General features: G+C 46.7%; 25 protein-coding genes and 2 pseudogenes. 8 read left to right on the top strand and 19 right to left on the bottom strand.

Annotation, left to right across the window (positions count from 1 at the left end):
* The first annotated feature begins 19 nt into the window (after positions 1-19).
* On the top strand, positions 20-1,165 hold the full coding sequence (locus SHEWPOL2_RS09535; RefSeq protein ID WP_037427905.1) for a glycerate kinase: 1,146 nt from the start codon (positions 20-22) through the stop codon (positions 1,163-1,165).
* A gap of 253 nt (positions 1,166-1,418) precedes the next feature.
* The gene (gene panP / locus SHEWPOL2_RS09530; protein WP_037427903.1) at positions 1,419-3,068 is read left to right on the top strand and encodes a pyridoxal-dependent aspartate 1-decarboxylase PanP; all 1,650 of its coding nucleotides are present in this window, start codon (positions 1,419-1,421) and stop codon (positions 3,066-3,068) included.
* A 363-nt stretch (positions 3,069-3,431) separates the two neighbouring features.
* Here panP and SHEWPOL2_RS09525 read toward each other — a convergent pair whose 3' ends face one another.
* Together SHEWPOL2_RS09525 and SHEWPOL2_RS09520 are read right to left on the bottom strand one after the other, a co-directional pair.
* Positions 3,432-3,872, bottom strand: a complete 441-nt coding sequence (locus SHEWPOL2_RS09525; protein ID WP_037427902.1) for a hypothetical protein — start codon at positions 3,870-3,872, stop codon at positions 3,432-3,434.
* Between the two features lie 751 nt (positions 3,873-4,623).
* A complete protein-coding gene (locus tag SHEWPOL2_RS09520) occupies positions 4,624-5,181 on the bottom strand; it encodes a hypothetical protein (RefSeq protein ID WP_037427900.1) in 558 nt (185 codons plus the stop codon).
* A 281-nt stretch (positions 5,182-5,462) separates the two neighbouring features.
* Here SHEWPOL2_RS09520 and SHEWPOL2_RS09515 point away from each other — a divergent pair, with 281 nt between their 5' ends.
* From SHEWPOL2_RS09515 to SHEWPOL2_RS09495, 5 genes are all read left to right on the top strand, one after another.
* On the top strand, positions 5,463-5,927 hold the full coding sequence (locus SHEWPOL2_RS09515) for a hypothetical protein (protein ID WP_023267497.1): 465 nt from the start codon (positions 5,463-5,465) through the stop codon (positions 5,925-5,927).
* 62 nt (positions 5,928-5,989) lie between these two features.
* Positions 5,990-6,364, top strand: coding sequence for a hypothetical protein (locus SHEWPOL2_RS09510; RefSeq protein ID WP_037427898.1), 375 nt, complete (start codon positions 5,990-5,992; stop codon positions 6,362-6,364).
* A 142-nt stretch (positions 6,365-6,506) separates the two neighbouring features.
* Positions 6,507-7,274 (top strand): SDR family oxidoreductase, encoded by a 768-nt coding sequence (locus SHEWPOL2_RS09505; RefSeq protein WP_037427895.1) that lies wholly within the window; start codon positions 6,507-6,509, stop codon positions 7,272-7,274.
* Between the two features lie 13 nt (positions 7,275-7,287).
* Complete coding sequence (locus SHEWPOL2_RS09500; RefSeq protein WP_037427893.1) at positions 7,288-8,181, top strand: methylated-DNA--[protein]-cysteine S-methyltransferase; 894 nt, start codon at positions 7,288-7,290, stop codon at positions 8,179-8,181.
* Positions 8,182-8,258: 77 nt separating this feature from the next.
* A complete protein-coding gene (locus SHEWPOL2_RS09495) occupies positions 8,259-8,912 on the top strand; it encodes a Vat family streptogramin A O-acetyltransferase (protein WP_037427890.1) in 654 nt (217 codons plus the stop codon).
* A 201-nt stretch (positions 8,913-9,113) separates the two neighbouring features.
* On the opposite strand, the gene SHEWPOL2_RS09490 is transcribed toward SHEWPOL2_RS09495, so the two are convergent.
* From SHEWPOL2_RS09490 to SHEWPOL2_RS22890, 15 genes and pseudogenes are all read right to left on the bottom strand, one after another.
* Positions 9,114-9,449: a hypothetical protein gene (locus SHEWPOL2_RS09490; protein ID WP_037417103.1), complete on the bottom strand. Its 336-nt coding sequence runs from the start codon at positions 9,447-9,449 to the stop codon at positions 9,114-9,116.
* Positions 9,450-9,943: 494 nt separating this feature from the next.
* Positions 9,944-10,867 (bottom strand): hypothetical protein, encoded by a 924-nt coding sequence (locus SHEWPOL2_RS09485; protein ID WP_037427889.1) that lies wholly within the window; start codon positions 10,865-10,867, stop codon positions 9,944-9,946.
* A 398-nt stretch (positions 10,868-11,265) separates the two neighbouring features.
* Positions 11,266-11,937, bottom strand: a complete 672-nt coding sequence (locus tag SHEWPOL2_RS09480) for a YafY family protein (RefSeq protein ID WP_037427886.1) — start codon at positions 11,935-11,937, stop codon at positions 11,266-11,268.
* 104 nt (positions 11,938-12,041) lie between these two features.
* The gene (locus SHEWPOL2_RS09475; protein ID WP_037427884.1) at positions 12,042-12,497 is read right to left on the bottom strand and encodes a GyrI-like domain-containing protein; all 456 of its coding nucleotides are present in this window, start codon (positions 12,495-12,497) and stop codon (positions 12,042-12,044) included.
* A 169-nt stretch (positions 12,498-12,666) separates the two neighbouring features.
* Positions 12,667-13,050, bottom strand: coding sequence for a VOC family protein (locus tag SHEWPOL2_RS09470; protein WP_037417091.1), 384 nt, complete (start codon positions 13,048-13,050; stop codon positions 12,667-12,669).
* A gap of 154 nt (positions 13,051-13,204) precedes the next feature.
* Positions 13,205-14,925: pseudogene (locus SHEWPOL2_RS09465) on the bottom strand (phospho-sugar mutase).
* Positions 14,926-15,196: 271 nt separating this feature from the next.
* Entirely contained in the window at positions 15,197-15,502 is a 306-nt protein-coding gene (locus SHEWPOL2_RS09460; protein ID WP_037427883.1) for a hypothetical protein, read from the bottom strand.
* Between the two features lie 443 nt (positions 15,503-15,945).
* The gene (locus SHEWPOL2_RS09455; RefSeq protein ID WP_037427880.1) at positions 15,946-16,923 is read right to left on the bottom strand and encodes a TerC family protein; all 978 of its coding nucleotides are present in this window, start codon (positions 16,921-16,923) and stop codon (positions 15,946-15,948) included.
* Positions 16,924-17,390: 467 nt separating this feature from the next.
* Positions 17,391-17,630: a DUF3624 domain-containing protein gene (locus tag SHEWPOL2_RS09450; RefSeq protein ID WP_037427878.1), complete on the bottom strand. Its 240-nt coding sequence runs from the start codon at positions 17,628-17,630 to the stop codon at positions 17,391-17,393.
* A gap of 71 nt (positions 17,631-17,701) precedes the next feature.
* Positions 17,702-18,865: a 2-alkyl-3-oxoalkanoate reductase gene (oleD, locus tag SHEWPOL2_RS09445; protein ID WP_086024016.1), complete on the bottom strand. Its 1,164-nt coding sequence runs from the start codon at positions 18,863-18,865 to the stop codon at positions 17,702-17,704.
* A gap of 140 nt (positions 18,866-19,005) precedes the next feature.
* Positions 19,006-20,832: an olefin beta-lactone synthetase gene (oleC, locus tag SHEWPOL2_RS09440; RefSeq protein WP_050991337.1), complete on the bottom strand. Its 1,827-nt coding sequence runs from the start codon at positions 20,830-20,832 to the stop codon at positions 19,006-19,008.
* Positions 20,832-21,794, bottom strand: coding sequence for an alpha/beta fold hydrolase (locus SHEWPOL2_RS09435; protein ID WP_037427876.1), 963 nt, complete (start codon positions 21,792-21,794; stop codon positions 20,832-20,834). Before SHEWPOL2_RS09435 ends, oleC begins: the two co-directional genes overlap by 1 nt.
* Positions 21,795-21,965: 171 nt before the next feature.
* Positions 21,966-23,015, bottom strand: coding sequence for a 3-oxoacyl-ACP synthase III (locus tag SHEWPOL2_RS09430; protein ID WP_011717598.1), 1,050 nt, complete (start codon positions 23,013-23,015; stop codon positions 21,966-21,968).
* 254 nt (positions 23,016-23,269) lie between these two features.
* On the bottom strand, positions 23,270-24,646 hold the full coding sequence (locus tag SHEWPOL2_RS09425) for a methyltransferase (protein WP_037427873.1): 1,377 nt from the start codon (positions 24,644-24,646) through the stop codon (positions 23,270-23,272).
* 81 nt (positions 24,647-24,727) lie between these two features.
* A complete protein-coding gene (locus SHEWPOL2_RS22890; RefSeq protein WP_157173870.1) occupies positions 24,728-24,886 on the bottom strand; it encodes a hypothetical protein in 159 nt (52 codons plus the stop codon).
* 39 nt (positions 24,887-24,925) lie between these two features.
* Between SHEWPOL2_RS22890 and SHEWPOL2_RS09420 the strand changes: the two genes are divergently transcribed.
* Positions 24,926-25,159: a DUF1289 domain-containing protein gene (locus SHEWPOL2_RS09420; protein ID WP_037427871.1), complete on the top strand. Its 234-nt coding sequence runs from the start codon at positions 24,926-24,928 to the stop codon at positions 25,157-25,159.
* A 25-nt stretch (positions 25,160-25,184) separates the two neighbouring features.
* Here the strand turns inward: SHEWPOL2_RS09420 and SHEWPOL2_RS09415 are convergent, their stop codons facing one another.
* Together SHEWPOL2_RS09415 and SHEWPOL2_RS09410 are read right to left on the bottom strand one after the other, a co-directional pair.
* Positions 25,185-25,547 (bottom strand): YajD family HNH nuclease, encoded by a 363-nt coding sequence (locus tag SHEWPOL2_RS09415; RefSeq protein ID WP_037427869.1) that lies wholly within the window; start codon positions 25,545-25,547, stop codon positions 25,185-25,187.
* Between the two features lie 88 nt (positions 25,548-25,635).
* Positions 25,636-26,255 (bottom strand): annotated as a pseudogene (locus SHEWPOL2_RS09410) (BCCT family transporter); the annotation flags it as partial.

Here is a 26,255-nt window from a genome sequence, read left to right as displayed (position 1 = left end):
AAAAGCTGTAGGATTTTGAATGAAGATAGTTATTGCCCCCGATTCCTTTAAAGAGAGCTTAAGCGCACTCGATGTGGCTAATGCAATCGAACAAGGCTTAACACAAGTGATCCCAGACTGTGAGATTGTCAAAATCCCCGTAGCCGATGGCGGCGAAGGAACGGTACAATCTATGGTCGATGCCACTGGCGGCAGCCTTGTCAATTTAGAGGTCATGGGGCCACTCGGCCATAAAGTCAAAGCCCATTACGGCATTTTAGGCCAGCAAGCCAAAGGCACGATTGCGGTGATTGAAATGGCCTCCGCCTCGGGTTTACACCATGTACCAAGGGATCAGCGTAACCCGCTGATCACCACCAGTTATGGTACGGGCGAGCTGGTTTGTGATGCGCTCAATCGCGGGATAAAACACATTATTTTAGGCTTGGGCGGCAGCGCAACCAATGATGGCGGCGCAGGTATGGCCCAAGCGCTGGATATTTTACTGCTGGATAAACAAGGTAAAACCTTAAGTGCGGGCGGCGCAGCGCTATCTCAGCTTGCCAGTATCGATATGAGCAACGCCCATCCGCTACTGAAAGAATGTACCTTTGAAGTGGCCTGCGATGTCGATAATCCGCTGTGCGGCGAGCGTGGCGCTTCGGCCATCTTTGGCCCGCAAAAAGGCGCAACACCCGAGATGGTGAGCATTTTAGACGCCGCACTGAGTCACTATGCCGATGTGATCGCCCAAAGTGGCGTGACCGATCACCGTAACCAAGCTGGCGCGGGCGCGGCGGGCGGTATGGGGCTTGGCGTGATGGCCTTTTTAGGCGCCGAGCTTAAACCCGGTGTCGAGATTGTGATGCAAACGGTAGGACTGGCTGACAAAATTCGCGGCGCGGATCTTGTCATCACGGGTGAAGGCCGAATCGATGGCCAGACCATATTTGGCAAGACCCCGATGGGTGTATTAAAGCAAGCGCAGCTGCAAAATATTCCGACTATCGGGATTGCGGGTTGCCTTGGCGACAATGCTAATGCGGTGCTCGAGCAAGGTATGGCGGCGATTTTCCCCATCATTCCACATTTAAGTCCGCTGGACGATGTGCTAGCTAACGCCAAAACCAATCTAATCAATACCGCCCGTAATATTGGCGCCGTCTTGATGCTGGGAAAGCGTTAACTTTACCTTAGCGTACAAACAGTGTTTAGATAACCAACAACACACACCCAAGGCGCTATTTATAGCGCCTTTGTTTATTCTATAACCCAAGCACTGACTTAGGCGGTGTTTTAGTGCTTGATGCCTAAAAGGCCTTGCAGTAAAGTGAGCTCCCTTTTTGGTAATCCGTAAACGGGTTTAAGCGCCATGTATTTGGTTATACTCTTAATCACCTTTGCGGTTTCACTATAAGAATTAATAGACGGCAAGCCCCATGACCCAAAAACTCCCTCGCCAAGCCATCGCATCTGAAGAAAGTCTAATGCGGATTTTCACTGTGCCCGAAGATGCGGAATCCACCTTAAGCATTATCGAGCAGAAGCTTTCCGAGGACTTAGCCGGTTTTTTGGGTGACAGCATTGCCGCGCTAGAAAAGCCGCTTTCCGAAATCGAAACCGATTTTCAAGCCTTTGAAATTCCAAGCCAGCCGCGTTTTGTCTCCGACTACACCGACGAAATCATGCAAAATCTCGTGGCGCATTCGGTGCATACGGCTGCGCCCAGTTTTATCGGCCATATGACCTCGGCACTGCCCTATTTTGTGTTACCACTGTCGAAAATGATGGTGGGGCTGAATCAAAACTTGGTTAAAATCGAAACCTCCAAAGCCTTTACCCCGCTTGAGCGCCAAGTGCTCGGCATGATGCACCATTTGATTTACGCTCAAAATGATGATTTTTATCGTAATTGGATGCACAGCGCCAACCATTCCCTCGGCGCATTTTGCTCCGGCGGCACTGTGGCTAACATCACCGCCCTGTGGATTGCCCGTAACCAATTACTCAAGGCCGATGGCGACTTTAAAGGCGTGACCCGCGAAGGCTTAATCAAAGCGCTACGTCACTATGGCTTCGATGATTTAGCGATTCTGGTCTCCGAGCGCGGCCACTACTCCTTAGGTAAGGCCGTAGATCTGCTCGGTATCGGTCGCGACAATATCATCAGCATCCCAACCGATAGCAATAACAAAGTCGATGTTGCCAAAATGCGCGAAGTCGCCGCCGAACTGGCGAATAAACGCATTAAAGTCATGGCGATTGTTGGGGTGGCAGGCACTACCGAGACGGGCAATATCGACCCACTGCGCGAACTTGCCGCCTTAGCAAGTGAGCTAAACTGCCACTTCCATGTGGATGCAGCGTGGGGCGGCGCAAGCTTATTATCCAATAAATACCGTCACTTACTCGATGGTATTGAACTCGCAGATTCAGTCACCATCGATGCCCATAAGCAAATGTATGTCCCCATGGGCGCGGGCATGGTGTTATTTAAAAATCCTGAGTTTGCCCATGCGATTGCCCACCACGCCGAATATATTCTGCGCCGAGGCTCTAAGGATTTAGGCAGCCAAACGCTGGAAGGCTCACGCCCAGGCATGGCGATGTTAGTGCATGCCTGTTTACAGATTATCGGCCGCGATGGTTACGAAATCCTGATTAATAACAGCCTTGAAAAAGCGCGTTATTTTGCCGAACAAATCGACGTACACCCAGACTTTGAGCTAGTCACCGCGCCAGAGCTGTGCCTGCTCACCTATCGTTATGTGCCAGCAAGTGTGCAGGCGGCGATGCAAGTAGCGATAGAACAAGGCGATAAGACCAAACTCGCTCGCTTTAATGAGCTGCTCGATGGTCTAACCCAATTTATTCAAAAACACCAACGCGAACAGGGTAAATCCTTTGTCTCCCGCACCCGCATTCAACCCGCGCGCTACTTTAGACAACCCACAGTGGTGTTTCGCGTCGTATTAGCTAATCCCTTGACTAGCCATGAGATCCTGAATCAAGTGCTTATCGAGCAAGGTGAAATTGCCGCATTGGATAAAGAGTTCTTACCTGCGCTATTAGCTATGGTCAATGAATAGCGAGTGATTTAGCGCAAGCTTTAAATATCATTTAAATCCAGAGTGTTAATCAAAAACAGCCGCAAATATTTGCGGCTGTTTTTGTTTGTAGAACTAGAATGGCGGAATGTTAGGTTAAAAATAGAAAGATTATCCAAGCACTTCTGATCTCGTTGCGGATACGCCGAATTCCATTGCTTCCGTGACACGCCGTGAAGCCATCCATGGCGGCTCTACGATGATATCCATATCATCGAAGGTCACGTCAGCAATCGAATTAACCTGACACAGAATTATGAACAGCCTCTTAGTGAAAACTCGCCTATGTTAGGGCTAAACAATGAAGAGTTCTTTAACGATAGTGCTTTTCACTCGCTGGATACATTAAGAGGTAAACGTTTTAAGTGCTTGATATAGTTCTAATGGTTCATTAGTTCCAACCACAATTGAAACGCCTGAACGGAAGTCAATTTTAACACCTTCGAAACCGGATATATTATATATTGCTCCTTCAGATGAAATTCGCATACCCCAACCACAATACCATTTATTTTTTACCATAGACACATTGGCAACATCTGAAAGATCAAATCTCTTTTTAAATAAACCAATTCCGTAGCTTAGCGTAAGCTTTTTATCTTCGATACTCACCCTCAACTTAAAGGTCATCAATAGTATGATACTCAATATTATTATTAAAATAATAAAATCGTTTTCACCTTTAAAGTCTTGCAGAAAAATTTTATTGACTATAAAAACAGACAGCAATACAACGAAATAAATTATAATAAAAGGGTATCCAATTTGATTATTTAAGTAACGCATCAACAATTCTCCTTTATGGCAAATTAATCTTGGCTATATTTTTAGATACGAACTCCTTAGCTAGGTATTAAAAATTTAGCCAACCATTTTATCTCATACCATAATGCACTTTCAGTTTACCTACAACCCGTAAGGCATAAATTGCTTTAACCAAAGTAATAAAAAACACAAGGAGGTAATAAATCCAGCTATACATTTTAAATCAAAGACATAAAAAAGATCCAAGTCATTAAAGATAGTATATTTCAAACGTGCAACTCCCAATACAACAAATGGCCAGCGTGGAAGATGAAGGTAGCCTCACTCTTTTTCCTACTATTTTCCAGTCGATGACGATTAGGTTCTTATGCTCAAATCGCGAATACGCCAAATTCAGCAGCTTGCGTGACACGCCGTAAAGCCATCCATGGTGGTTCTCGAATACATCCATATTATTGAAGGTCATGCCCGTAATAGAATTCGCCTAAACAAATTACGGCTTAATCTGTTGTATATTTAGGACAAATACTATGATAACAGTGCTGCATTGTTCACCACTTCCCATAGGAATTATGCAGTAAAAGAGTAACTATGGGAGGATATTAAGGAGTAGAATTTCTCCCCTTGAGAGTGCGCGGCATACAAACCTCTTATTCAATGTTTAACCAAGGTATAGCCGGAGGTTCACTTCCACGCTATTAAAGTTGGGAGTCAATATTTTCACCCACTTTTTTAGTTTATATATCTCCTTTTGTATGTCATTAATGGTTACTTAACTCATTTTTAATTTTCTGTAATCCGACCAACGCTCTCTTAATGACTCAATTAGAGATAGTGCTATGAAGAGAAACACCAAGCACCAAATATTCGGCTCGTAATTAACACCTAATCCATTTACGGGATAAATTAATGGCTCGTTCGTGCTCGCAAGATCAACGGCATAAATCCATAAAGCTCCTTCACTATTTTGGCTAAAAACACCATTATACCTCTTGGTATAATAGATTACTTTTTCGGGAAAACGTAACTCATTTAATGCTCTAGATAAATTTTTGCACTTTTGCCAACCACTAAACCATACCTCTCGCTCAGGAAAGGATGTATACAAAATAATACTATCCGCCCCTGCAATTTTATTCTTACATTCAATCGAGTAAAGAATACCTTCTACTTTTACAAGTTCAGATTCATTAACACCGCTAACAAAGTATCTAAAGTGCCAAGTCAGATAGAATAAAGATATGATTAATATTAGTTGCAAAGAAATTGGTAACTGCTTCAACCAGCTCATTAATTTAGATTTTTTCGGTACCGTGGGAATAATTTTCACTGTTTATCCTTTTTCACAGAAAATCGAGCAGCCCTTTTCAAAACAATAACATAATGTGCTTTCAACTTACGTTCAAGCAATTAGTTATTAAGTTAGCTCTAAGAAAAAATTTAACAAAACACCCATTGTTAAATTCTTGGCATGTCCTAATTGTAAGTAACAGACCATCTGCCATACCAACGGCTTAACGGCATTAGGCTGTGGGGTGAAACCCCATGACCTCTCTGTTGGTTTTTACACCACGACAGAGTAATCTAACCAAATCAACAATGGGGTGTTCTATGGACAGAAAATCATTATTGCTAGTTACACTTATCCTGCCTTTTTCGGCCAATGCCGCCGTATACCAATGTGCCGATGGAAAATATCAGGCCGATCCCTGTGATGAAAATAGCCAACCCGTGGATCTTAGCGGCGTCGGTAGCGTGGTTAAAGGCCCTGACATTGCCCATGCAAACGCTGTTACTCACTCGGATAAAAAACAAGAAATTAGCGATTTTATTGATAAACAACGCATTAGCCGTGAAATCACTAAACTAGAAAACGACCGTAAACTCATTATCGACCAAAGGGATAAACGTATTGTTGAACTGAGAAACGATAGAAGTTACGCCAATAACAATCTTGCCGGAGCGACTTGGGAGCAAAGCTTAGCGCAAGAAATGTCGGCAGTGGCGCAGCAAGCAGATACACAGGTTGCGTCTATCGATAGGCAGATAGAACAATTACGACTCAAGTTAAAGTAGAACAAACACAGCCACTCACGCTTCCCATGACAAATAGATAAGAACCAATACAAGGAATGACGATGTATTTTATTGCGGCTTTTGGCCTATTAATGCTGTTATTCAGCCTTGTGATGGTCATCAGGCCTGCGGCGTTCGCTAACGGTATCATTGCATTTAGCGAGCAGCCCTACTTCCATATTGTTGAAGTCGTCAGCCGAATTATTGCGGGTATGATTTTTATCCAATATTACGCCGATACCCGATTTCCACAGATCTTTTTGGCGATAGGCATTGTCTTACTCTGTGTGGGAATCGGCTTGGCATGCACGCCGCCGAGTAAACATCGTAAATTTGCCCTATGGTCTGCCCAAGCGTTTAAAAATCAATTCCGCTTAATCGGTGTTGTTTCCGTCCCGCTGTCTTTGCTGCTGATTTATGCTGCTGGCATCGCCTAAAACTCAGTGACAATCCACCCAACTTTCACGACTTTAGCAACCAAGTGTAAAAGCGCAAGATTCGGGTCGAGTAGTATGCCTTAACCCTTCACTATGTCTCTATCGGCGCATATTGGCCGAGGCAATCAATGGAGACATATCTATGGCAGTGTTACAGGGAAAGGTCGCAATCATTACTGGGGCAAGTTCGGGGATTGGCTATGCCACCGCAAAACGCTTTGCCCGTGAAGGCGCAAAACTGGTGCTGGGCGCGCGCCGCGGCGCCATATTGGCCTCATTGGTGGATGAGATAATCACCCAAGGCGGTGAAGCGGTTTATCTGGCGGGCGATGTAACCGACGAAGTGTATGCCAGTGATTTAGTGGCACTTGCCGTTGAGCAGTATGGTGGATTGGATATCGCCTTTAACAATGCTGGCATTAATGGCGAATTAGGTGTGGATTCGGATGCACTTAGCCGAGCCGAATGGGAAAACACCCTAACAACCAACCTTACCAGTGCATTTTTAGCGGCAAAATATCAATTACCACAAATGCTTAAACGTGGCGCAGGGTCGATTATTTTTACATCTTCCTTTGTTGGCTATACCATAGGTTTTCCGCAAACGGCGGCCTATGCGGCAAGTAAAGCGGGGATGATTGGCTTAACCCAAGCCTTGGCCGTTGAGTACGGCGCGCGCGGGATTAGGGTCAATGCGCTCTTGCCAGGCGGCACAGATACGCCAATGGGACGGGAGTTTGCCAATACCCCAGAGGCCATGGCCTTTGTGAAGAACCTCCATGCCCTCAAGCGCCTCGCAGATCCCGCGGAAATCGCCCAATCGGCGCTATATCTAGCCTCCGATGCGGCCAGTTTTACCACAGGGATCGCCTTATTGGTCGATGGTGGTGTGTCCATCTGTAAAACCTAGGGAATGGATAACGATGACCCAAGATTACGAGCGAATTGCACGTGCCATTGACTTTATTCGTCAGCATGTGGGTCATCAACCCTCACTGGCAGAGATTGCGGCGCACGTCCATTTAAGTGAATTCCATTTCCAGCGGCTCTTTAGTCGCTGGGCGGGGATCACTCCCAAACGTTACTTGCAGGCCTTAACCCTAGAACGGGCAAAACAGTTATTGCGGCAGCCGTCCCACTCGACCTTGAGTGCCAGTTATGAGTTAGGCCTGAGCAGTGGCTCGCGTTTATACGATCATTTTGTGCAACTCGAGGCGGTCACGCCCTTCGAATATCGACAAAAAGGCTTAGGGATCAGCATTGCCTATGGCTATCATCCTACGCCCTTCGGGTTGGCCTTTATCGCCCAAACGGCCCGGGGCATTTGCCAGTTTGATTTTGTCGATATGCTGCAAATTCAATTGCCATTAGAACGTTTAAAGCAGAGCTGGAGTCAGGCCACCATTTATGAAGACACAGCGCAAACAGCAAGCTTAATTGATCACCTCTTTAGCCAGTACTTTGCTGACACGAGTGCCAAAAAGCTTAGTTCAATAGCATCCAGCACTCAGGCTATTCACCAAGGTGAGCCTTCCCCGCTCTCACTCTGGGTAAAAGGCACCAATTTTCAGCTTAATGTGTGGCGCGCCCTACTAAATTTACCTAAGGGAGAGGTCGCCTCCTACGGTGATATTGCCAAGGCCATTGGTAAGCCTAAGGCCTCACGCGCGGTCGGTTCGGCGATTGGCGCTAATCCGGTGGCATTACTTATCCCCTGCCATCGGGTGCTACGCCAAACTGGTGAACTTGGCGGTTATCGCTGGGGTGAAACCCGCAAACATGCCATATTGGCAAGGGAAGCGGCCTATAGTGAGTAAAACCATTAAACAGAGGTTTGACAGGCTTTCATGCTCTTAACTGAATTCTTAGCTATTAAATAATAAGGGAGGCAAACATGCCGACGCATTCCCCATCCCAACAGGGACCTAACCCGAATGACAAATCCCCTTTAAAAGGATTTCCTCAGGTGGGTTTTCTGAAGAACTTCATTAGCCGCGACAACATTATCGTCGGCGATTACACCTATTATGACGACCCGGCAGGGCCTGAGCGCTTCGAGTCTAACGTGCTTTATCACTTTGACTTTATTGGCGATAAACTGATTATTGGTAAATTTTGTGCCATTGCAAGGGACGTTAAGTTCATCATGAATGGCGCCAATCATTCAGTGTCTGGCTTTTCCACTTATCCCTTTTATATCTTCGGTAATGGCTGGGAGAAGGCAACACCTAAGCCAGAAGACTTTCCTTTTAAGGGCGATACTTGTGTCGGTCACGATGTTTGGATTGGTTATAACGCCACAATCATGCCTGGGGTGAAGATTGGCCATGGCGCGATTATCGCAAGCCAATCTGTCGTCACAAAAGATGTACCGCCCTATGCTGTTGTGGGTGGTAATCCTGCCGCTATTATTAAACTAAGATTCGAGCAAACAGTGATAGATAAGCTCGTTGCTATTGCATGGTGGGATTGGCCGATTGAGAAAATCACTCAGCACTTAAGTGCTATCGCTGGCGCAGAACTCACTAAGTTGCAGCAGGCAGATTAAGCAAGCGACACCCACAAAACGAGTTACAAGTGAAAAGGTGAAACCTTTACCGATATCGAAGGAATGACTGTTGGCAGTATCGCTAGCGCTTAACTCCCGTAAACCCAATGATAAACAAGTAATCATTAATCATCCTGATTAGGATATTGGGCTAAAAAATGGACGCAAAATGATGCGTCCATTTGCAGTAATTTTAGGCGATTAATTACGTTTAATTGGGGTCAAACCTTTATTACGACTCTCAATAGCATCGTCTAAGTCAAAGCCTGAATCGCGCCAATTTTTAGCTTCTTCTGGGGCAAATTTCTGTGCTCCCCACGCCATCGCATCCTTTAGATTAAATCCAGCCTTGTTCCAGTCAGACGCTTGCGCTGCATCAAATCCACTAAGATGCCACTTTTGAGCAACTTCAGAACTAAAACCTGCCGACTTCCAAGCAGATATTTCATCGGCGGACATTCCAGACCAATCTTTCGGCATAGAACTACAAGCAAACAACACCAAACACATCAATAAGCTAGAACTAATTTTCAACATAGCGCCTCCGCAGCGTTTTTCATTAATACGACTTACGATTACTGTTTAACCATCTTCATTAGCGATTGCCAATGATTGTAGTAACAACGATTCCCCCCTAAATATCGCTATCGATATCCCAACAGACACGACCTGATTCACAGCTATTTAAGAGGACCGATTGGTTGCTCACCGACACATCACTGCAAATGCAGCGTCGAGGAGCTCAACAACTGTCTCGACATCTTACGTATCATTTCCTCTAGCAACTACTTCATAGTGCAAATCATTGAAAATACAACAGAAATTAGCATAATGATGCTCCAACAAAACAGCAATAGCTAGCAATGAGGTTAAAGAAAAATTTTTATCTACTATACAGTTAACAGTATTAATCTGGTTACAGAATCCAATCCTCTTTAAAGAAAGTAAACCATCAATAGCACACACAGTTCAGCTAACAACCATTTAACTTTTTGACAATAAAAAACTTAATATTCCCATTAAATATGGGATTAATGGTACTTCTCACATAGCGCCGAAAAATCACTACTTGGTTCGAGCAAAAAGTCTTTACCAACAATTGATGTCATTTCTGCTTCAGTAGTGAGTGGGTTATTAATTTTAAAAACTCGTCTATGATTAATATTACTTTTTAACAAAAATTCGCAATGCCGCTGATAAAATAATTCATCAAACTTTCCATTAGCAATTATTCGTTTAAGTCCCTCTTGTATTCTTGTGGCTAAACGCGGCTGATTTGGTGCAACATAATAATAAGTTGCAAGTGGTATATGCAGTAAAATATTATCATCAACAACGAGATCGGGATACTGTTGTTTAAACTGTTCAACCTCTTGAAAAGCCTCATTAACACCTCGCCCGAAAGTAATAAATCTCCCCATAGATAACATATTAAACAAATTATCATATTGAATACTTTCAATAACGTTAAATCCAGCATTTTGCATGGCAGCTTTACTTGACCATTGGCTACCAGAACCGGTATCTAACGCCATTAACTGTGCCAATGTATTTATATTGGCCATAATGGGTAAATTTTGTTTCTTGATAATAAATACTCTAAAACCCTGAATACCTTTCCGGATTGGGATTTTTATTGGAATTAACTTTTCATCCCACTGAGAATTGGATGCTTCAGCAATAACGTTGACTGTTTTACCTTCTAATAATCCTCTAAAAATACGGTTACGACTCATGACAACATCAGAAATCTGTATTGTTCCAACACCAAAATCATTGTTTGTTGCTTCAATAATTAATGTCAACAGATCATAAGTATATTGGTATCTATGGTCATTATTTGATTCTGGAGGATTAATAATAAAAGTATCAACAGCATATGAGTTTGGTATATATGTCCATATTCCAATACAAAACAGCAAAGTGAACAGACTAAAACGCTGAAATGTCATCATATATGCTCATTACGCTATATCAAAGCTATCCTTCCCGCTAAATTTTAGCAGAAAGGATAGATCTCGTAGGTATGTACAGCACAACATTTATGCGTTTTGTGAGTCAAACCAAGCAAACATGCCCTTATAAGCCGTGTAGGGTAAAATATCCAAATACCACATTGTACATATAATGCGAGACGCTGGATCTGCTAAGATGGCTTTTACGCCATTAAACATAAATTAAAAATCCATAATAACATTACTAATCAAAGCGTTGAGTTAGTCAATATTGACTAAAACCATTGGGTTAGAACCATAGTTCCTTTGAATGGTTAACGATATAAACAATGCTTTCCTCACTCAATGAGGTATTCCATCGCTTTCTATCAACACCACCATCACCGCAAATGTTAAGACTAGCTTTCCATCAGGCAAATATAATCCTCTAACTCCTGTCCCGGCGTCGGTTCAAAATGGCAGTTAAGCCTTAATAATCCTGTGATACGATCGACCCGAAAGTTGCGAAAATCTTGGCGTAATTCGCACCAGGTCAGCAAGGTCCAAGTGCCGCGCCAAAAATAGATGGCGAGCGGCCGCACTTCGCGCTCTGTCAGGGTTTTATTCACATCTTGATAGAAGAGTTTGACGTACTCACGGCGCTGGGCCGCATTACGCAGCGGATCGAGAAACTGAAACTCGTTGGAATCTAAATAAAAATCCGGCGAGAACATCAAGGATTGATAGGCTTGCAAACGCTTAGGTAGTACGGCTTCCACTTTTATCATCGCCTGGCGCGCCGCACTACCAAGCTCTTTGCCGCCCCATGTTTGCACCATGCGCATGCCGACTTGAATCGCCTCTAATTCGGCCTCGTTAAACATCAGTGGCGGCACATTCACTTCGTGGCGTAAGAGATAGCCCACGCCCGCCTCCCCTTCAATGGGAATGCCGCTCAAACACAAATCCTGCACATCGCGATAAACCGTGCGCGTCGAGACTTCTAAACGATCCGCCAGCTCTTGGGCGGTCGTCAGTCGTCGATGTTTAAGAATTTGCACTATTTGAAATAGGCGGTCGGCACGGCGCATGGACAGTAATCACACCTCAAATTGGCTTCGCTGCGAAAGTTTAGGGATCTTAACCGCTAAAGCTTACCCGCCCAAGCGATAGTGCATCTGCCTGCTTTTATCGTTTAAAACTTCACAATCCCAATATAAATCTCGACTTTATCAGCACTTAGATAGACTTCAAAGTCCGTTTGGTAGCAGCGCTGGTGCGGACAATCAGGCGCACTAAAGTAACGCCAAATCTGTCCCCAAAGTTCCACCACACAGTGGGGCATTTCCCCTTGCGCACTGAACTTAAGGTAGTTTCCTTCTCGCAGCTGCAACGCAGTAAATGGGCCGGTCTCGCTGACAGACTCGACGCTTTTACCCACTAAAACCGAATAGTCTCCCGTCATATCGGATTCATAGTCGTAGTAAACCCCATACATGGGAGAATCGAGCATAGATGTCAGCTGTGAAGATTCAAAAAAAGCCTGCCATAGCGCTGCAATCTTGCCACCTTCGCCCGCCAGTTCTGCGCTATTGTTGGTGCGAGTGCCCAGCCCAAGCATAGGTTGAGCCGCCAAATAAACCAGTTCCATTGTCGTGTTCACTTTCACCATCACTTCAGGTTATTAATTAAGGCCTGTCATTTGATATCTATTGTTTTAGGTGCATAGCCAGACGCCGATAGCCAACAATATCTTATAAATATCAATGTAAAACAGAGAGCAAAAAGTCGTGCCAAAGCACGACTCCGCAAGGTTTCAATTACTGGTTTTGCGACCAGAGGCCGACCTTATTGCCTTCGCTATCCACGAACAGGGCGATATAGCCACAACCACCATCCTTGATAGGTGTCACAGGCAATAGCATAGTCACATTAGCGGCCACGAGTTTATCCACTAAAGGTTGCAATTGAGCGCTGAAATGCAAGTATACAGTGCTACCGTCCATCGACGGTTTGCTCATGCTGCATTTAACGAGGCCAATGCTTGGTGCGCCTTCATCCTCTGTTTCAATCGTGGCATATTGCATGTCTTCCATATCATCACGCTTAAATTCAACCCCGAAATGTTGTTGATAAAAAGCGATGGCACGATCCATATCACTGACAGGAATTTCACCCCAAACTAACGGTGCAATTGATAACATTTTCACGTTCTCCTTGTTGAAAAATGCCAATGATTCATCACGTTATAAATGTGGATCATCAGCGGACGACAACAAGAATAAAACAAGGCTACTGACAGCATCATGTCAGTAGCCTTTGAGTGAAAGTGAATTTATTTAACGAAGGATAACAGGATTACTTAGGCAGGCTTGCCTGATGGGCTGAAATAAACGCCTCCATCGCCTTAGTCGCTCTCGCTTGCGCCGTGGCCAAGGTGTCTTGCGCCGTCATAGGCTCGACCACCTCGTAGTAACACTTGATTTTAGGCTCAGTGCCCGATGGCCGTACTATCACCCGCGCGCCATTGGCTAAGCGGTAAGTTAATACATCACTGGCGGGCAGATTGATTTTCTCAACCTTGCCATCGGCAAAGCGGCGCTCTAACGCCTTGAGATCATCGGTCGACACCACGGCATGTTCACCAATTGCCAGCGGCGGATGTTCACGCAGATAGGCGCCGATATTAGGAGTATCGGGTTTTAAGGCAATGCTAACTTGAGCATTGAGATGGAAACCCTGCTCGCGGTAAATCTGCTCGAGTCTATCCCAAATGGTTTGCCCTTTGGCAGCAAGTTCGGCAGTTAATTGGGCAAAGGCAACTAAGGCCGATAGGCCGTCCTTATCCCACACCATGCTACCGACGGTGTAACCCAGCGCCTCTTCGTAGGCAAACAGGAATTGATTATCAGGCTGACTCTGCGCAATCCCCACATTCATCAGCCATTTAAAACCGGTGAGCGTGGTATAACTTTCAACGCCAAAGCCTTTGGCGATTTTAGATAATAGACTGGAGGACACAATAGTCGTGCCCACTAGACGTTGGTCTTTCGCGGCATGGCTTAACAGATAATGACCAAAGAGCACGCCCACTTGGTCGCCTGTTAGCATTTGATACTCGCCATCATCCTTACGTACTGCAACCGCAAATCTGTCGGCATCGGGATCATTGGCGCAGGCAAGCATGGCACCATGCTTTTTCGCTTCGGCAATGACTAAATCCATCGCACCCTTTTCTTCCGGATTCGGGAAATTAACCGTTGGGAAATCCCCATCGGGTTCACGCTGCGCCGCCACCGAGTAGACTTGGGTAAAACCCGCATCCTTAAGCACAGTTTCAGCCATTTGAGCGCCCACACCATGCATAGCGGTATAGGCAAGGCTGACTTTTTCGGGCGCAGTGTGATTTTGCAGCACATTGGCGTGCATCACGCCGCGGCGATAGGTTTCGTAATAATCGTCATTAAGCCAAATCAATTTACCGTGCTTGATGGCATCAGCCTGATCCATAACGGAATTGCTTGGGTTGCCGCCTGCTCAATCTTAGCGGCGATACCTGAGTCATGGGGCGGGATAATCTGCGCGCCGTTTTCCCAATACACTTTGTAGCCATTGTATTGTGGTGGGTTATGGCTGGCAGTCACCACAATGCCTGCAGCGGCATTAAAATGCTTAACCCCAAAGGCCACCAGCGGCGTTGGCGCCACTTTGGCGGTGAGGCGCACTTTAATCCCCATCGCGGTGAGTACACTGGCGGTATCATGGGCGAAAGTGCGTGAATCGTGGCGGCCATCGTAACCAATCACAACCCCGCGCTCGGCGGCATCTTTAATTTGTTCGAGCAAATAGGCACCAAGCCCAGCAGATGTTTGGCGGATAACCAAGCGATTCATACCCATAGGACCTGCGCCCACCACACCGCGTAATCCGGCGGTGCCAAATTCTAAACGTCCCGCAAAACGTGCCTCGAGTTCGGCGTCATTGCCTGTGTCGATTAAGGCTTGCAGTTGTGCCTGAGTGCGGGGATCAGGGTCATTTTCGAGCCAATGCTTAACCTGTAATTGCAGATGAGTATTCATAGGAGCCTCAGTGAAAATCATTTTCAATTACCTTAGGAAAATCCATGCCGAAGAACAAGCAAATTTGCACTTTTCGCGGCGGATTTAAGTGTAAAGAGAGAGAGTGTAACGAAATTAGGAGAAGTTAAGTCACGTAAAGACGCGATTTATTAACCCTGTTAATCTTCATGTAACAGGGGCTGTCGTGCTTGCGCAGCAGCGCGCCGAGGTGCTTCGAAAGCACTCACCACCTCAAGCAAAATTGCACTGATAAATGCCACGAATTGACGTCTTAACGCAGTAAATTAATCGACACTACGTTAGAGAACAGCTCCTTTTCAGAGTCCTGCTCCAATTGATTTCGCCAAGGTTTATCGAAAACCCGCACAAGATAATATGTATCGCGCCCCGTGTCTGTCACAAAGGCGATGCCAAAACGCATCAACTCGTAGTGAATATCATGGACAAACACCAATGAAAAATTTTGGCATCCGGTCAGCTGATTGATATCTTCTCGAGTTAAACTCACGCCCTTTTCAACACCCTCGAAGCGTTTCTTTAGCCAATGAGCAAATTCCTTCGCACTCACCATAGACATGATCTTTCTCCTCGTACGATCCTCGGCATTAACGGCCTGGTTCGCGGTCATCTGTTCGATTATTTGTAATGATGGCGTGGCGTAATGGCCAACATCTCAGAATGAGCCAAACTGTCGTCCCATTCCGGCAGATAAAGAGCTAAGCCACAAATTTGATGGTGCTAATAATTTATTGTTATTAGTGCAAAATTGATGAAAACAGACTATCTATATTTGGCTCAGTGCGCTGTAAGGCGAACGATTACCCAAGTAGAAAGAAAGCCCGAGCCAAACGACTGTCTATACGAAAAATAGAACAGTTTGCACACTTTTACCAAACCTAAAAACTGCAAATAGAAGTTATTTCATCGGTCAATAACCCAGGCAATCACAACCTATCTTTGAGATGACCGAATAAAAAACTGGCGCACTATGGCGCCAGTTTTAGGTAGAAAAACATTAGCTTACTTCTGCTCGCGCGTCTTCCACAGGGAGAATAATACCCCCGCCAGCAAGAGGCCGAAGGTGACACCAAGGGATAAGGCCGTTGGGATTTTAAAGTCCACAATGCCTTCATGATTAAAGTACACCAGTCCGACTTTTACACCGATAAACACCAATACCACCGACAGCGCATACTTGAGGTACTCGAAACGATGCACCATGGCCGCGAGGGCGAAATACAATGCCCGCAGACCTAAAATCGCAAAGATATTAGAGGTATAGACGATAAAGGGATCTTGGGTAATCGCAAAAATCGCCGGGATACTGTCTACTGCAAACACCAGATCCGCGGTTTCGACTAAGATCAACGCCAAAAACAGAGGCGTTGCCCACCAGCCTTTGCTGAGTTGATGATCCTCTCCCCTTACCCAAAACTTCTCTTGATGAAGGCTTGGGGTAAAACGCATTTTAGAGCGTAACCATTTGTAAAACTTATTATCTTGGATATCACCATGCTCATCATCGGAAAAGAGCATCTTAATACCCGTGAAAATCAAGAACAGGCCGAATAACACCAACACGCCTTGGTATTGCGCCACCAGCGCCGCGCCTAAGCCAATCATAATCGCTCGTAGCACGATAACGCCCATGATCCCCCAGAATAACACTCGGTGTTGATACAGACGGGGAATGCCTAAGCTACTGAAAATAAGCGCGATAACGAAGACGTTATCCATAGATAAGGACTTTTCAATAAGGTAACCCGTGAGGTATTCCATCCCCGCAGTCGAGCCCTTGTACCACCATAACCAGGCGCCGAACAACAGACCCATACAAATATAAAAGGCCGATAATTTAAGGCTCTCTGCCACGGTAATTTCGTGCTGCTCTTTGTGTAGCACACCTAAGTCGAAGGCTAACAATGCCAACACAAAGCCAAAAAACATTAACCAAACCCATATTGGGTAACCCACAAATAGCGTGGTTAAAAACTCCATAACACTCCCTAAAACCTAAAAAATACCGAGTTTTCTCGGCTCCATCGCCACATTCGATCTTAGTACTTGGCGATACCAAAAACAGTGAAACAGGGTAAAAACCTTAAAATGTCAGATTAAAATTTGTTTAAATCCATACTTATCAGCCAAAAAAACTCGTTACACGAACCCTTATCATCAGAGTATTTATGGTACTCAGTTCAGATTTAAGCCTAGCCCTAACACTCACGGGATCACGGAGTAAAATAATCGCGTGAGCTCATCACTCATCACGCCTCAGCACCAATCGACAGTATTTTTCGCTAAGACGATAAAAAGCGAGCTGTTTCAGCGCACTGTGTACCACTTGAGCATTAAGCGAAAATGAAAAATCCGCGGGCAAGAATGGCTGCTTGTAATAGCGTAACTGGCGTGTGTGATCGCTCACCACAAAGGATAAAAAGGAGATTCGATGGGAAGCGAAAAAACTATTCGCGACCGAGCAGACGACGCGTGACTAATACCACAAGATGCAGTAACAACAGGCCAGTAAAAGCTGAGCAGAAAAACAGTAAGGCGATGGAGTTGACCTCTCGAGGAGCGTCACTGTAGAGATACCACCACAAAGGCCAACCGATAAGCGACAGCAGCGTCAACTGCCACATGCAGCGTTTGCAGCGGCCAATCTTTTGCCGAAAAATCGAAGTATTACAATCGTCGCAGGCCATTAACGCTTTAATCCATTAGGTTACCGTGGTGGCATAGGATATCACCCTGTCAGCCCAGTGCTAAATAAGCACTAGAGCGATGCCTTAAGTCGCTTCATACCCTCTTCTATCGACACTAAGGCATGATAGCCAAAGTCCTGTTTTGCCGCGCTGATATCGAAATAATGGCTACAGGAAAGCTGTTTAGCGACAAAGCGCGTCATGATCGGCTCTTCTTGCTTATTCAGCAGTCGATACGCCGTTTCTAACACAGCGCCCACCACATAAGCTAGGGTCTGTGGCACGCGCGCGGTCACAGGCGGCAACCCATCACAGGCTAGGATGAGGTTCAGCATCTTGGCCATAGTCACAGGCTCGTCGTTACTGACAAAATAGGCTTTCCCTTGGCACTTAGGCGAGACTTGGCAAAGCTCAACGGCCGCCAGAATGTGGGCATAAGCCGCATTATCGATATAAATGGTATCGACCAGTTTATCCTCGCGCCCCACCAGCTTAAGTTTACCTAAACGACCGCGGGCGAGCACCCTTGGCACCAGATGTGGATCATTTGGCCCCCAAATCAAATGCGGCCGCAGAGCAACGGTCTTTAGCGCATACGCCGATGCAGTTGAAGAGATTTGATTAGCATCGAGCATCATCTTCTCGGCAATCGCCTTGGAGTGAGCATAAAAATTTAAAAAACGGCTGGCGTAGGGCGTCGATTCATCAATACCCGCTTCATCCTCGCCCGCAAAGGTCACGCTAGGAGTGCTGGTATAGACTAATTTACTGATTTTAAGCGCTTTGCAAGCGGCAATCACATTAGCTGCGCCCTTCACATTTGGGCAAAAATAACTGTCTCTGTCGCCCCAGACACCCGCTTTTGAAGCCACATGGAATACGACATCGCAGCCCTGCATCGCCTGTTTGACTTGCTCAGGATTGGCTAAATCCCCCTGTAACATAGTCACACCAAGGGCTTCAAGCTCAGGATAATGGCCACGGGCAAAACCAGTCACCTTAATCCCAGCCGCGACCAAACGTAGGCAAATGGCCTTACCCAAAAATCCACCCGCGCCAGTCACAAAGGCATGGTTGACCTTAGCGGCCAAGGCATAAAGCGCGACTTGCTCACGCTTATCGAGACTCAGTTTGCTACATGCTTGGTCACCGCCCACTTGGTTTAGGCCTGTTGGTTGCGACGACGTACATTCTAAGTCCGTAGGGGCGAGAGAAATGGAACAATTATCGGTCATCTTGCTATTCCGAGACACACAGTGTCGTTTACAGTATTAAGTTCAGCGCTTATATGCAATGGAATAATATTTCATCCCTATGCCACTAAAAAGCAACAGAAAATCTAGACGAGTAAGGTTAAAAGTCCCTTAAATGAACATCAGCCTTTGGTTTGCGATTGCGCCCAAACGGCTAATTTTTCTCTAAATATTTTGGCATTGTGGCGCACATCCACAGGGAAATCGGGATGAATGAGAAAACGTCTAATCCCCTGAGTGTGGCTATACTGCTCGGCAATCGCCATCAGCTCTTGATAGAGCTGCGCACTCTTATTGCATACCAAAGATTGGTCAAGCTCGATGCAGATGAGTGGTTCAATCTCACTCGCACCGCCTTGCCCCTTCACTTTGATACCCACTAACGCCGAACGCTTCACATTCGGATGGGTATTAAAAATACGCTCACTCGGAATGGAATAGTACCGTTTAACAAACTGCCCACCTTGGGTGGCATCCACTCTATGGGCTTTACGGCCACACATCCACAAGCGGCCGCTGTCATCTAAATAGCCAAGGTCGCCCATTCTGTGCCTAAAGGTTTGCTGCTCGCGGTCCCAGATTTTAGCCGCCGTCGTTGCCGTTTCGCGGCGATAATAGGACTGGCTTACCATAGGGCCTGTTACCACTATTTCGCCAATTTCCCCCGCGTTAAGACGCAGGCCATTATCCCACTCAGGGATGTTATCCTCAGTGATGGCGATAATCTCGATGCTGACACCATCGATGGCGCGGCCGACACAAATCCCACCACCATTATCTGTGGTTTGAGTCGTGGTAAATAGCTCATCGCTGGCGATCATGCTGATGGGTAAGGATTCGGTAGCGCCGTAGGAATTGAGTACAGGCACGCCGTCACTGAGCATTTTGCTAAAGCGTGCAATCGAGGCAATAGTCGCGGGCGCGCCAGCGGAAATTACGCGTTTCACACTGCTGAGTTTATGTTGGCGCTTCGACTCGGTTTGCTCACCGGCGCGGCCTAAACGTTCAAGCAAGGCTGGATTAACAAAGATATTGCTGCATTGGTATTTCTCAATGGCGGCAAATAAAAACTCAGGATTGGCCGTAATCGGTTTGCTGGCATCCATCTCAGGCACAATCGATGCCATACCGAGCGCCGGACCAAAGAGGGAGAATAGCGGAAATGTCGCTAAATCACGCTCGCCATGTGCAATGCCATAATCCTGTTTTAGCGCCTGAATTTGCGCCTCAAACATGCCATGGCTATAGACAACGCCTTTCGGCGTCCCCGTGCTGCCGCTGGTAAAGAGAATCGCCGCCATCTCGTCATGCCTAAGCAGCGCCATAGGATACTCGACCTGTTCTGGGAATTTAGCCACAGATGACTTAGCTGTAGACGACTTAGCTGTTGATAAGAGTATCGACGCTAAACTTGGCGCGCCCGTAAGTAAGCGCGATAGCGTGCCAGCAAGTCCGCTTGGATTACTATCCACATTGATAAGATGCTGCACGCTGCCCTTACCCCAGCCTAATAAACGTCTGGCGATATGGGCTTTAGGGATACCAATAAAGGCATCCAGCGCGGCTTCAATAAAACATTGCTTAAGGTTTTTAATGCCCATGCCTGGGTCAACCAGCACGGGGATAATCCCCGCCTTAAATAAGGCAAAAGTTAACGCAAAAAAATCCAGACTCGGGGTGACCATCAGCACCGCCTTCATCCCCCGCGTCAGCCCATGGGCATTGAGCGCGAAGGCGATGGCATCGCTTTGTTTATCGAGGCTAATAAAGTCGAGTTCTTGGTAAGTAAGGTTGGCAAGGGATTTACCCTTGCCCTGTTGCACCGCAACCGCGAGATGATGGGGAATGTGATGGGCGGCCTGCTTTAAATGCCGACAGATATTGGCATCGCTTGCTTGCTCGACGCTAGATGTCCCACGGCCGAGCTGCGCATCCTCCACCCTAACCATTAATGTGCGGCCTGTGGCGCTTGAGTCTCAACCTCAGGCTCTGTGACCTGCGCCGTTTCAACGGGCTGCACTTCTGCCGCTGGCGTTTGCGCCTCAGCCATAAAGTGTTTGATATGGGTAATCACCTCATCGCTCGCATCTTCGAGGATATAGTGACCACAATCGGCAAATTCATGCACCTGTGCATGGGGCATATGTTCACGCCATTTGGCTAAAAAGTGCTTATCGAACACAAAGTCCTGTAATCCCCAGCAAATCAGTGTCGGCACCTTGGCAAACTTTGGCAGACTAGCGGCGATATCCGACACCAGTTGATAGTTTCTGTCACCCGGTTTTAGCGGAATATCCTGTACAAAACGCAGGGTCGAAATCCGATTCGCCCATGAGTTAAACGGTGCGACGTAGGCTTCACGAATGTACTTGGACATCGGCTCACGCTTTACCCCAACGTAGGAGGCAATCGATGAAAAGGCATTAAAACCACGCACTAATACGGTGCCGAGCAGCGTATTACGGCAGATCCACAGCGCCAGTGGTAAAGGCTTAGTCTCGGGTAAATGGAAGGCGCCAGTATTTAAAATCACCAGACGTTTAATGCGCTCAGGGTAGCGCGCCGCATAGCCCATGCCTATCATGCCGCCCCAGTCGTGGACGACTAAGGTAATGTTTTCGTTTACCTTTAGGCTATCGAGCAGCGCCTCTAAATCATCAATGCGACTCTTAAGGGTGTAATCGTAACCGCTGTCATCCGGCTTATCCGACAGGCCACAACCAATATGGTCTGGCACGATACACTGGTGAGTATCCTTAAGGGCACTCACGAGATTACGGTAATAAAAACTCCAACTTGGATTACCGTGCACCATGACCACAGGTTCACCTTGGCCTTCATTGATGTAATGCAGCTTGTTGCCATTACGGCTAAGAAAATGACGTTTAAACGGCAACAGAGTGTCTAACATGACGCTTCCTATCTTTTGTTCTAATTGTTTTTGTATTGGTAGCCTGTGCAGGTAAATTCGGCTTTACCTCTGCTCATCGCTAATGCCCATCGCTAAACCAATAAGCATAAAAATGCCCTAGCAAACCTTGCTCTCAAGCGTCGGCTAAGGCAAATAACAATCCTTGAAAAACTACCACTTAATGCCCAGCATCATACAGTTCAAACCACTGCCGATACCTAAAAAGCTCACCTGATCCCCTGGGCGTAAAAAGCCTTGATCGTGTGCCATGGCCGCAGTGACGGGTAAAGAGACTGTGCCCATATTGCCGAGCAGTTGATATGTTGGAAATTCTTTTTCAGGTGGAATATTTAACGCACTCAAGACCTGTTTGCGGTTTGAAGCGCCGACCTGATGACAGATTACTTTGTCGACCTGCTCGACCAACCAATTCCGCTGAGCGAGGAAATGCTCCCACGTATGCTTAGCCAGCTCGACCCCTTCTTTGAGCAAGGTCACCGCATCGGTACGCATAAACTCACGGTAAATATTGTGCCCTACTTCCTGCAAGCCCCACTGACACAGTTGATGGTGCTGCGGCGCAGATAAATGGGAAGCGCCAAGTAGCTGATGTTTACGCACATTAGTCAGCGGTAAACTGCCATCGGTGAGGATCACCGCCACCGCGCCAGAGCCGCCAGTTAAGGTCGCCAGCGACTGGGCAAAATTCTGCATGGTCGGATCTGCCAGCATATTATCAATGGTCACATCGACAATATCCCGCGCCGACTCACAGGACACCACCATGCCCGCCTTAATTTGACCAAGCTCGATACGGTTGGCAATGTCTAAAATGCCCGATAACACGCCAAGACAGGCATTGCTGATATCGTAAATCGCCGTGTCCTTCGACACACCTAAGGCCGCTGCAATCCGGCAGGCGGTGGCGGGTTCGTGCTGGTCACGGCAAACGCCGGTGTACACCACAGCGCCCAGTTCGGCGACTTCTATTCCCGTTTCTGCAATCGCCTTGTGCGCCGCTTTAATCGCTCCATCGGATAATTGATGCCCTTTAGGCCACCAACGGCGTTCGGTAATGCCCGTTAACGCCGCAAGTTGCCCCATGGGAATGCGAAATTTTTGATATAGAGGCGCGAGGCGAGATTCTAGCTCACTACTGGAAACCACCACAGGTGCCAGTTCATAGGCAAGGCTATTAATAAATACGCGGGAATATTTCATGAAACTGTTTTATTCGCTCACTAGGATCACTGATCTTTTAGGTCAGTTTTTAGTTGTTATGTGTCATTAAGGCGACATTTGAACAAGAAAAGCCCGATGATTCAATAAAAAACCATCTTTCGCCTTAGACTTGTCTCACAGGGTTTATAAACCCTTGTGACGATCATGCCGCCAATCCGTTAATTCAAAATGAACTAATAAAGAAATACTTTATAAAAAACAGTCAGGTATAACGTTAAATAGTAGATTATTTTTTACTCGCTCAATTTTTGCGCCAAAATCAGCGCATTTCTGGGTGTCACACTGTTTGCACAAAATTCCCTCAGGGTCACCCGATAGCCACTTTCCTGCAAAAAGCAGCAACGATCGAGAATTAACCACAGCTCCAGCGCACGGCGGAATAAATGCGCCGCCAAATCGATGCGTCGAGTTAACCTTTGTCGCTGTTTGCCTATCTCAAGCCAAGCGTCAAAATCACAATCTGCATCTAAGGTAACCGCCTTTTGCGCTGCCGCCCAATGGCAAAACTCGGTAAACTCACCACTCAGCTGACTTTGCTTTATTGCGGGTAAAGGTAAATAAGCATCTATGCCACGATAGCTTCGCTGCAACGCATCAAAACCGAGCCGCCAGGCGATTTCCTGATGCCGCAGCGCCTGTTGTTTCGGATTGGCGATTACACTCTGCTGCAAGGGCAATTGCAAGTCATGGCGACTTAAACGCAGCGCGCTGTGTTTGGCGAGTGTCGATAAGCCTTGATATTGATTAGCTTGAATTAAATGATAGCAGCAAGGTGAAATCGCCAGTGCCTGTGTGCCCGCCGCTGCGCCCAATTGCAGTAAACGCACATGCAAATCGCCACAGGCATGCAGCGCCACCGCCTGTTGCTTGGCGCGAAAAGGATTGGTTTGATGAGCGGTATTTTCGCAAGCATTACCTTCGATAGCGAAGGCATCGGCACAGATAAAGTGCTGTGATAATTGCCATTTATCGGCAAAGGCTTGGCCCTCTTCACAGAGCATCGCCTGCCACTCGAGGCTTAACACATCCACACCACGTGCTTTGGCTATTAAGCGGCCTAAATGGCCTTTGCCCGCACACCACTCCAGTACGGGTAATCCCGCATCGGGCAAATGCTGCACAAAGGCGGTAATTTGTTCCCACTTACGGCCTTTAATATGGGCGCTAAAGTGAGCCAACTCGGTAAGATCAATACAAGGTGAAGTAGCAGTTTCAATATCGTTAGAGCTAATGTCAGAGCCAATATCAAAGCCTATATCTGAGTCAATATCAGAGCCAAGCGAAAGTTCGGCAAAGGACAATGTGAGTAAAGACAGATCCCAGTCGTAGCCTAACGCGGCAAGATCCTGCTTGAGTGCTGGAGATAAGGCATCGACTAACACCGATTGCTCGGCATCCAAACTATCGAGCACAGCATCATCAAGCGCCCAAAGGGTGGTTGCTAGCCTTGGGAATTGCGCCGCCCAAGGCAGTGCTTTTGCCTCAAAGGCACGGACTTGCCACAGGGCGCGACTCTGCTCAAGTAACTTATCCAATTGGATAAAGTGCGCCCTGAGCCTGTCCTGACGCTCGGCCCTTGCCTGCTTATGATTATCGCGCTTAATTGCCATGCTAAATTTGCTTTACTCTAATGTGTTCCACTTGATTCTCTTATTAGCCTTAGCCGCCAAGCCTTCACAACAGCACTGTTTTTAAAACCAGTTTGAAAACAGTGCCGTCATTAAGCCTTTACGAATATCAAGGTGCATTTCACTTAATATCGCTGCCCAAATGGCGGCTAAAGCTGCTAGTATCGCCGCAGTTTTGGCCAACTTGCTATACCAGTTGGCAATCCATGTGTGTGTATACACAAAAAAGCCAGTTAAAGAGAAGAGTTTTAGAGGAAAAGTATGCTCTCCCCCTGTGTCGCTCGCTGCGGCTTAAATGATGAAGATTATTGCATGGGCTGTTTTCGCCATATTGATGAGATTGTCGCTTGGCGCAATGCCAGCGATGCTGAACACACTGCGATTATTGCGCAGCTCCCTGCCCGCAAAGCCCATTTCGAAGGCGACGAAAATCAACAGGTGCTAAGCCGCGCTAAATGGCTGGAAGCCGAGGCACGACTTGCGAAAAAATCCTGACATTTCAGGCTTTTTACTTTTATCGCTACTTTTTCATCATCACTTTTAAATCGGCAAAGGGATTATAGGTCGCCGCCGCTTGCTTGGTTTCTGTGGTACTACCGTAGCGGATCAGTTCTTCGAAGCGTGAATGTTCGTTATCGTGGCAATAGAGGCACAATAATTCCCAATTCGAGCCGTCGGATGGGTTGTTGTCGTGGTTGTGATCTCTATGGTGAACCGTCAACTCGCTTAAATTTTTTGAGGTAAATTCGCGGGTACAGCGGCCACAGATCCAAGGATACAATTTGAGCGCCTGCTCGCGGTAACCGCCCTCACGCTTTGCGCGGTATTCCCGCTCTTGGGCTAAGACTTGATCTAACTTACTCTGGCCTGGATTTGCTGACATGCTCACACCTAACTAATGACCCCTAAAAAAGTGCCCCAAGGATAATCCGAGTTATTCCTTGGGGCAATATTTCTAACACGCGAAGCGTTTAGGCGACATGTCCTTGGTCGGCATTGGACAAGTGCAAATAGTGCAGGTATTTCTCGTATTGGGTGACCACATCCGCCAATAGCTGCTCTTCGGTATAGCCCATCACATCATAGTGTTGGCCGCCCTGCTCTAAGTACACTTCGGCGCGATAATACCAATTGTTGCCCTGCTCTAACTCTTCACCGACCGGATTGACGATTTCAAAGCAGCGCATCCGCACACCATATACGAAGGGTTGATAGGCTTCGTTGCTGATCACCAATCGCACTTTGCCGTCGAGATACTCAAGATCCGCCGTCAGTCCCTTGCTCATAAATTGCTGACACACCTTAGATAACGCTGGTGTCGCGACATTATTGAGGAAGATACGCGCCTCATCTTCCGTGGGATGCGACACTAAGACTTCGATACGCTCCTCCCAGCTGATATTGGTCTTAGCATATTGCACACTGGTGGTATGGAGCTGCACACTGTTGATCTTCAGCCAATCGTCCTTCAGCGCCTTATACAGCCCTAAACACATCAGCAACATCACGCATAAAAATGGCATCGCACTGGCAATGGCGGCGGTTTGGAGTGCCTGTAAGCCACCGCAAGCAGCAGCACCGAGGCCACCAC

The organism is Shewanella sp. POL2 (assembly GCF_000282755.1).
Classification (GTDB): Bacteria; Pseudomonadota; Gammaproteobacteria; order Enterobacterales; family Shewanellaceae; genus Shewanella; species Shewanella xiamenensis.
Note: the sequence above shows the minus strand (reverse complement) of the source record. Positions and strands in the feature narration are given on the sequence as shown.

Excerpts from the sequence above, each read along its gene's own strand:
- SHEWPOL2_RS09430 (WP_011717598.1), bottom strand. The coding sequence starts at position 23,015 with ATGAAATATTCCCGCGTATTTATTAATAGCCTTGCCTATGAACTGGCA.
- SHEWPOL2_RS09470 (WP_037417091.1), bottom strand. The coding sequence starts at position 13,050 with ATGTTATCAATTGCACCGTTAGTTTGGGGTGAAATTCCTGTCAGTGAT.
- panP (WP_037427903.1), top strand. The coding sequence starts at position 1,419 with ATGACCCAAAAACTCCCTCGCCAAGCCATCGCATCTGAAGAAAGTCTA.
- SHEWPOL2_RS09485 (WP_037427889.1), bottom strand. The coding sequence starts at position 10,867 with ATGATGACATTTCAGCGTTTTAGTCTGTTCACTTTGCTGTTTTGTATT.
- SHEWPOL2_RS09525 (WP_037427902.1), bottom strand. The coding sequence starts at position 3,872 with ATGCGTTACTTAAATAATCAAATTGGATACCCTTTTATTATAATTTAT.
- SHEWPOL2_RS09515 (WP_023267497.1), top strand. The coding sequence starts at position 5,463 with ATGGACAGAAAATCATTATTGCTAGTTACACTTATCCTGCCTTTTTCG.
- SHEWPOL2_RS09460 (WP_037427883.1), bottom strand. The coding sequence starts at position 15,502 with ATGTCTATGGTGAGTGCGAAGGAATTTGCTCATTGGCTAAAGAAACGC.
- SHEWPOL2_RS09475 (WP_037427884.1), bottom strand. The coding sequence starts at position 12,497 with ATGGAACTGGTTTATTTGGCGGCTCAACCTATGCTTGGGCTGGGCACT.
- SHEWPOL2_RS09420 (WP_037427871.1), top strand. The coding sequence starts at position 24,926 with ATGCTCTCCCCCTGTGTCGCTCGCTGCGGCTTAAATGATGAAGATTAT.
- SHEWPOL2_RS09450 (WP_037427878.1), bottom strand. The coding sequence starts at position 17,630 with ATGGCCTGCGACGATTGTAATACTTCGATTTTTCGGCAAAAGATTGGC.
- SHEWPOL2_RS09455 (WP_037427880.1), bottom strand. The coding sequence starts at position 16,923 with ATGGAGTTTTTAACCACGCTATTTGTGGGTTACCCAATATGGGTTTGG.
- SHEWPOL2_RS09490 (WP_037417103.1), bottom strand. The coding sequence starts at position 9,449 with ATGTTGAAAATTAGTTCTAGCTTATTGATGTGTTTGGTGTTGTTTGCT.
- SHEWPOL2_RS09425 (WP_037427873.1), bottom strand. The coding sequence starts at position 24,646 with ATGGCAATTAAGCGCGATAATCATAAGCAGGCAAGGGCCGAGCGTCAG.
- SHEWPOL2_RS09510 (WP_037427898.1), top strand. The coding sequence starts at position 5,990 with ATGTATTTTATTGCGGCTTTTGGCCTATTAATGCTGTTATTCAGCCTT.
- SHEWPOL2_RS09500 (WP_037427893.1), top strand. The coding sequence starts at position 7,288 with ATGACCCAAGATTACGAGCGAATTGCACGTGCCATTGACTTTATTCGT.
- SHEWPOL2_RS09415 (WP_037427869.1), bottom strand. The coding sequence starts at position 25,547 with ATGTCAGCAAATCCAGGCCAGAGTAAGTTAGATCAAGTCTTAGCCCAA.
- SHEWPOL2_RS09535 (WP_037427905.1), top strand. The coding sequence starts at position 20 with ATGAAGATAGTTATTGCCCCCGATTCCTTTAAAGAGAGCTTAAGCGCA.
- oleC (WP_050991337.1), bottom strand. The coding sequence starts at position 20,832 with ATGGTTAGGGTGGAGGATGCGCAGCTCGGCCGTGGGACATCTAGCGTC.
- SHEWPOL2_RS09480 (WP_037427886.1), bottom strand. The coding sequence starts at position 11,937 with ATGCGCCGTGCCGACCGCCTATTTCAAATAGTGCAAATTCTTAAACAT.
- SHEWPOL2_RS09495 (WP_037427890.1), top strand. The coding sequence starts at position 8,259 with ATGCCGACGCATTCCCCATCCCAACAGGGACCTAACCCGAATGACAAA.
- SHEWPOL2_RS09505 (WP_037427895.1), top strand. The coding sequence starts at position 6,507 with ATGGCAGTGTTACAGGGAAAGGTCGCAATCATTACTGGGGCAAGTTCG.
- oleD (WP_086024016.1), bottom strand. The coding sequence starts at position 18,865 with ATGACCGATAATTGTTCCATTTCTCTCGCCCCTACGGACTTAGAATGT.
- SHEWPOL2_RS09435 (WP_037427876.1), bottom strand. The coding sequence starts at position 21,794 with ATGTTAGACACTCTGTTGCCGTTTAAACGTCATTTTCTTAGCCGTAAT.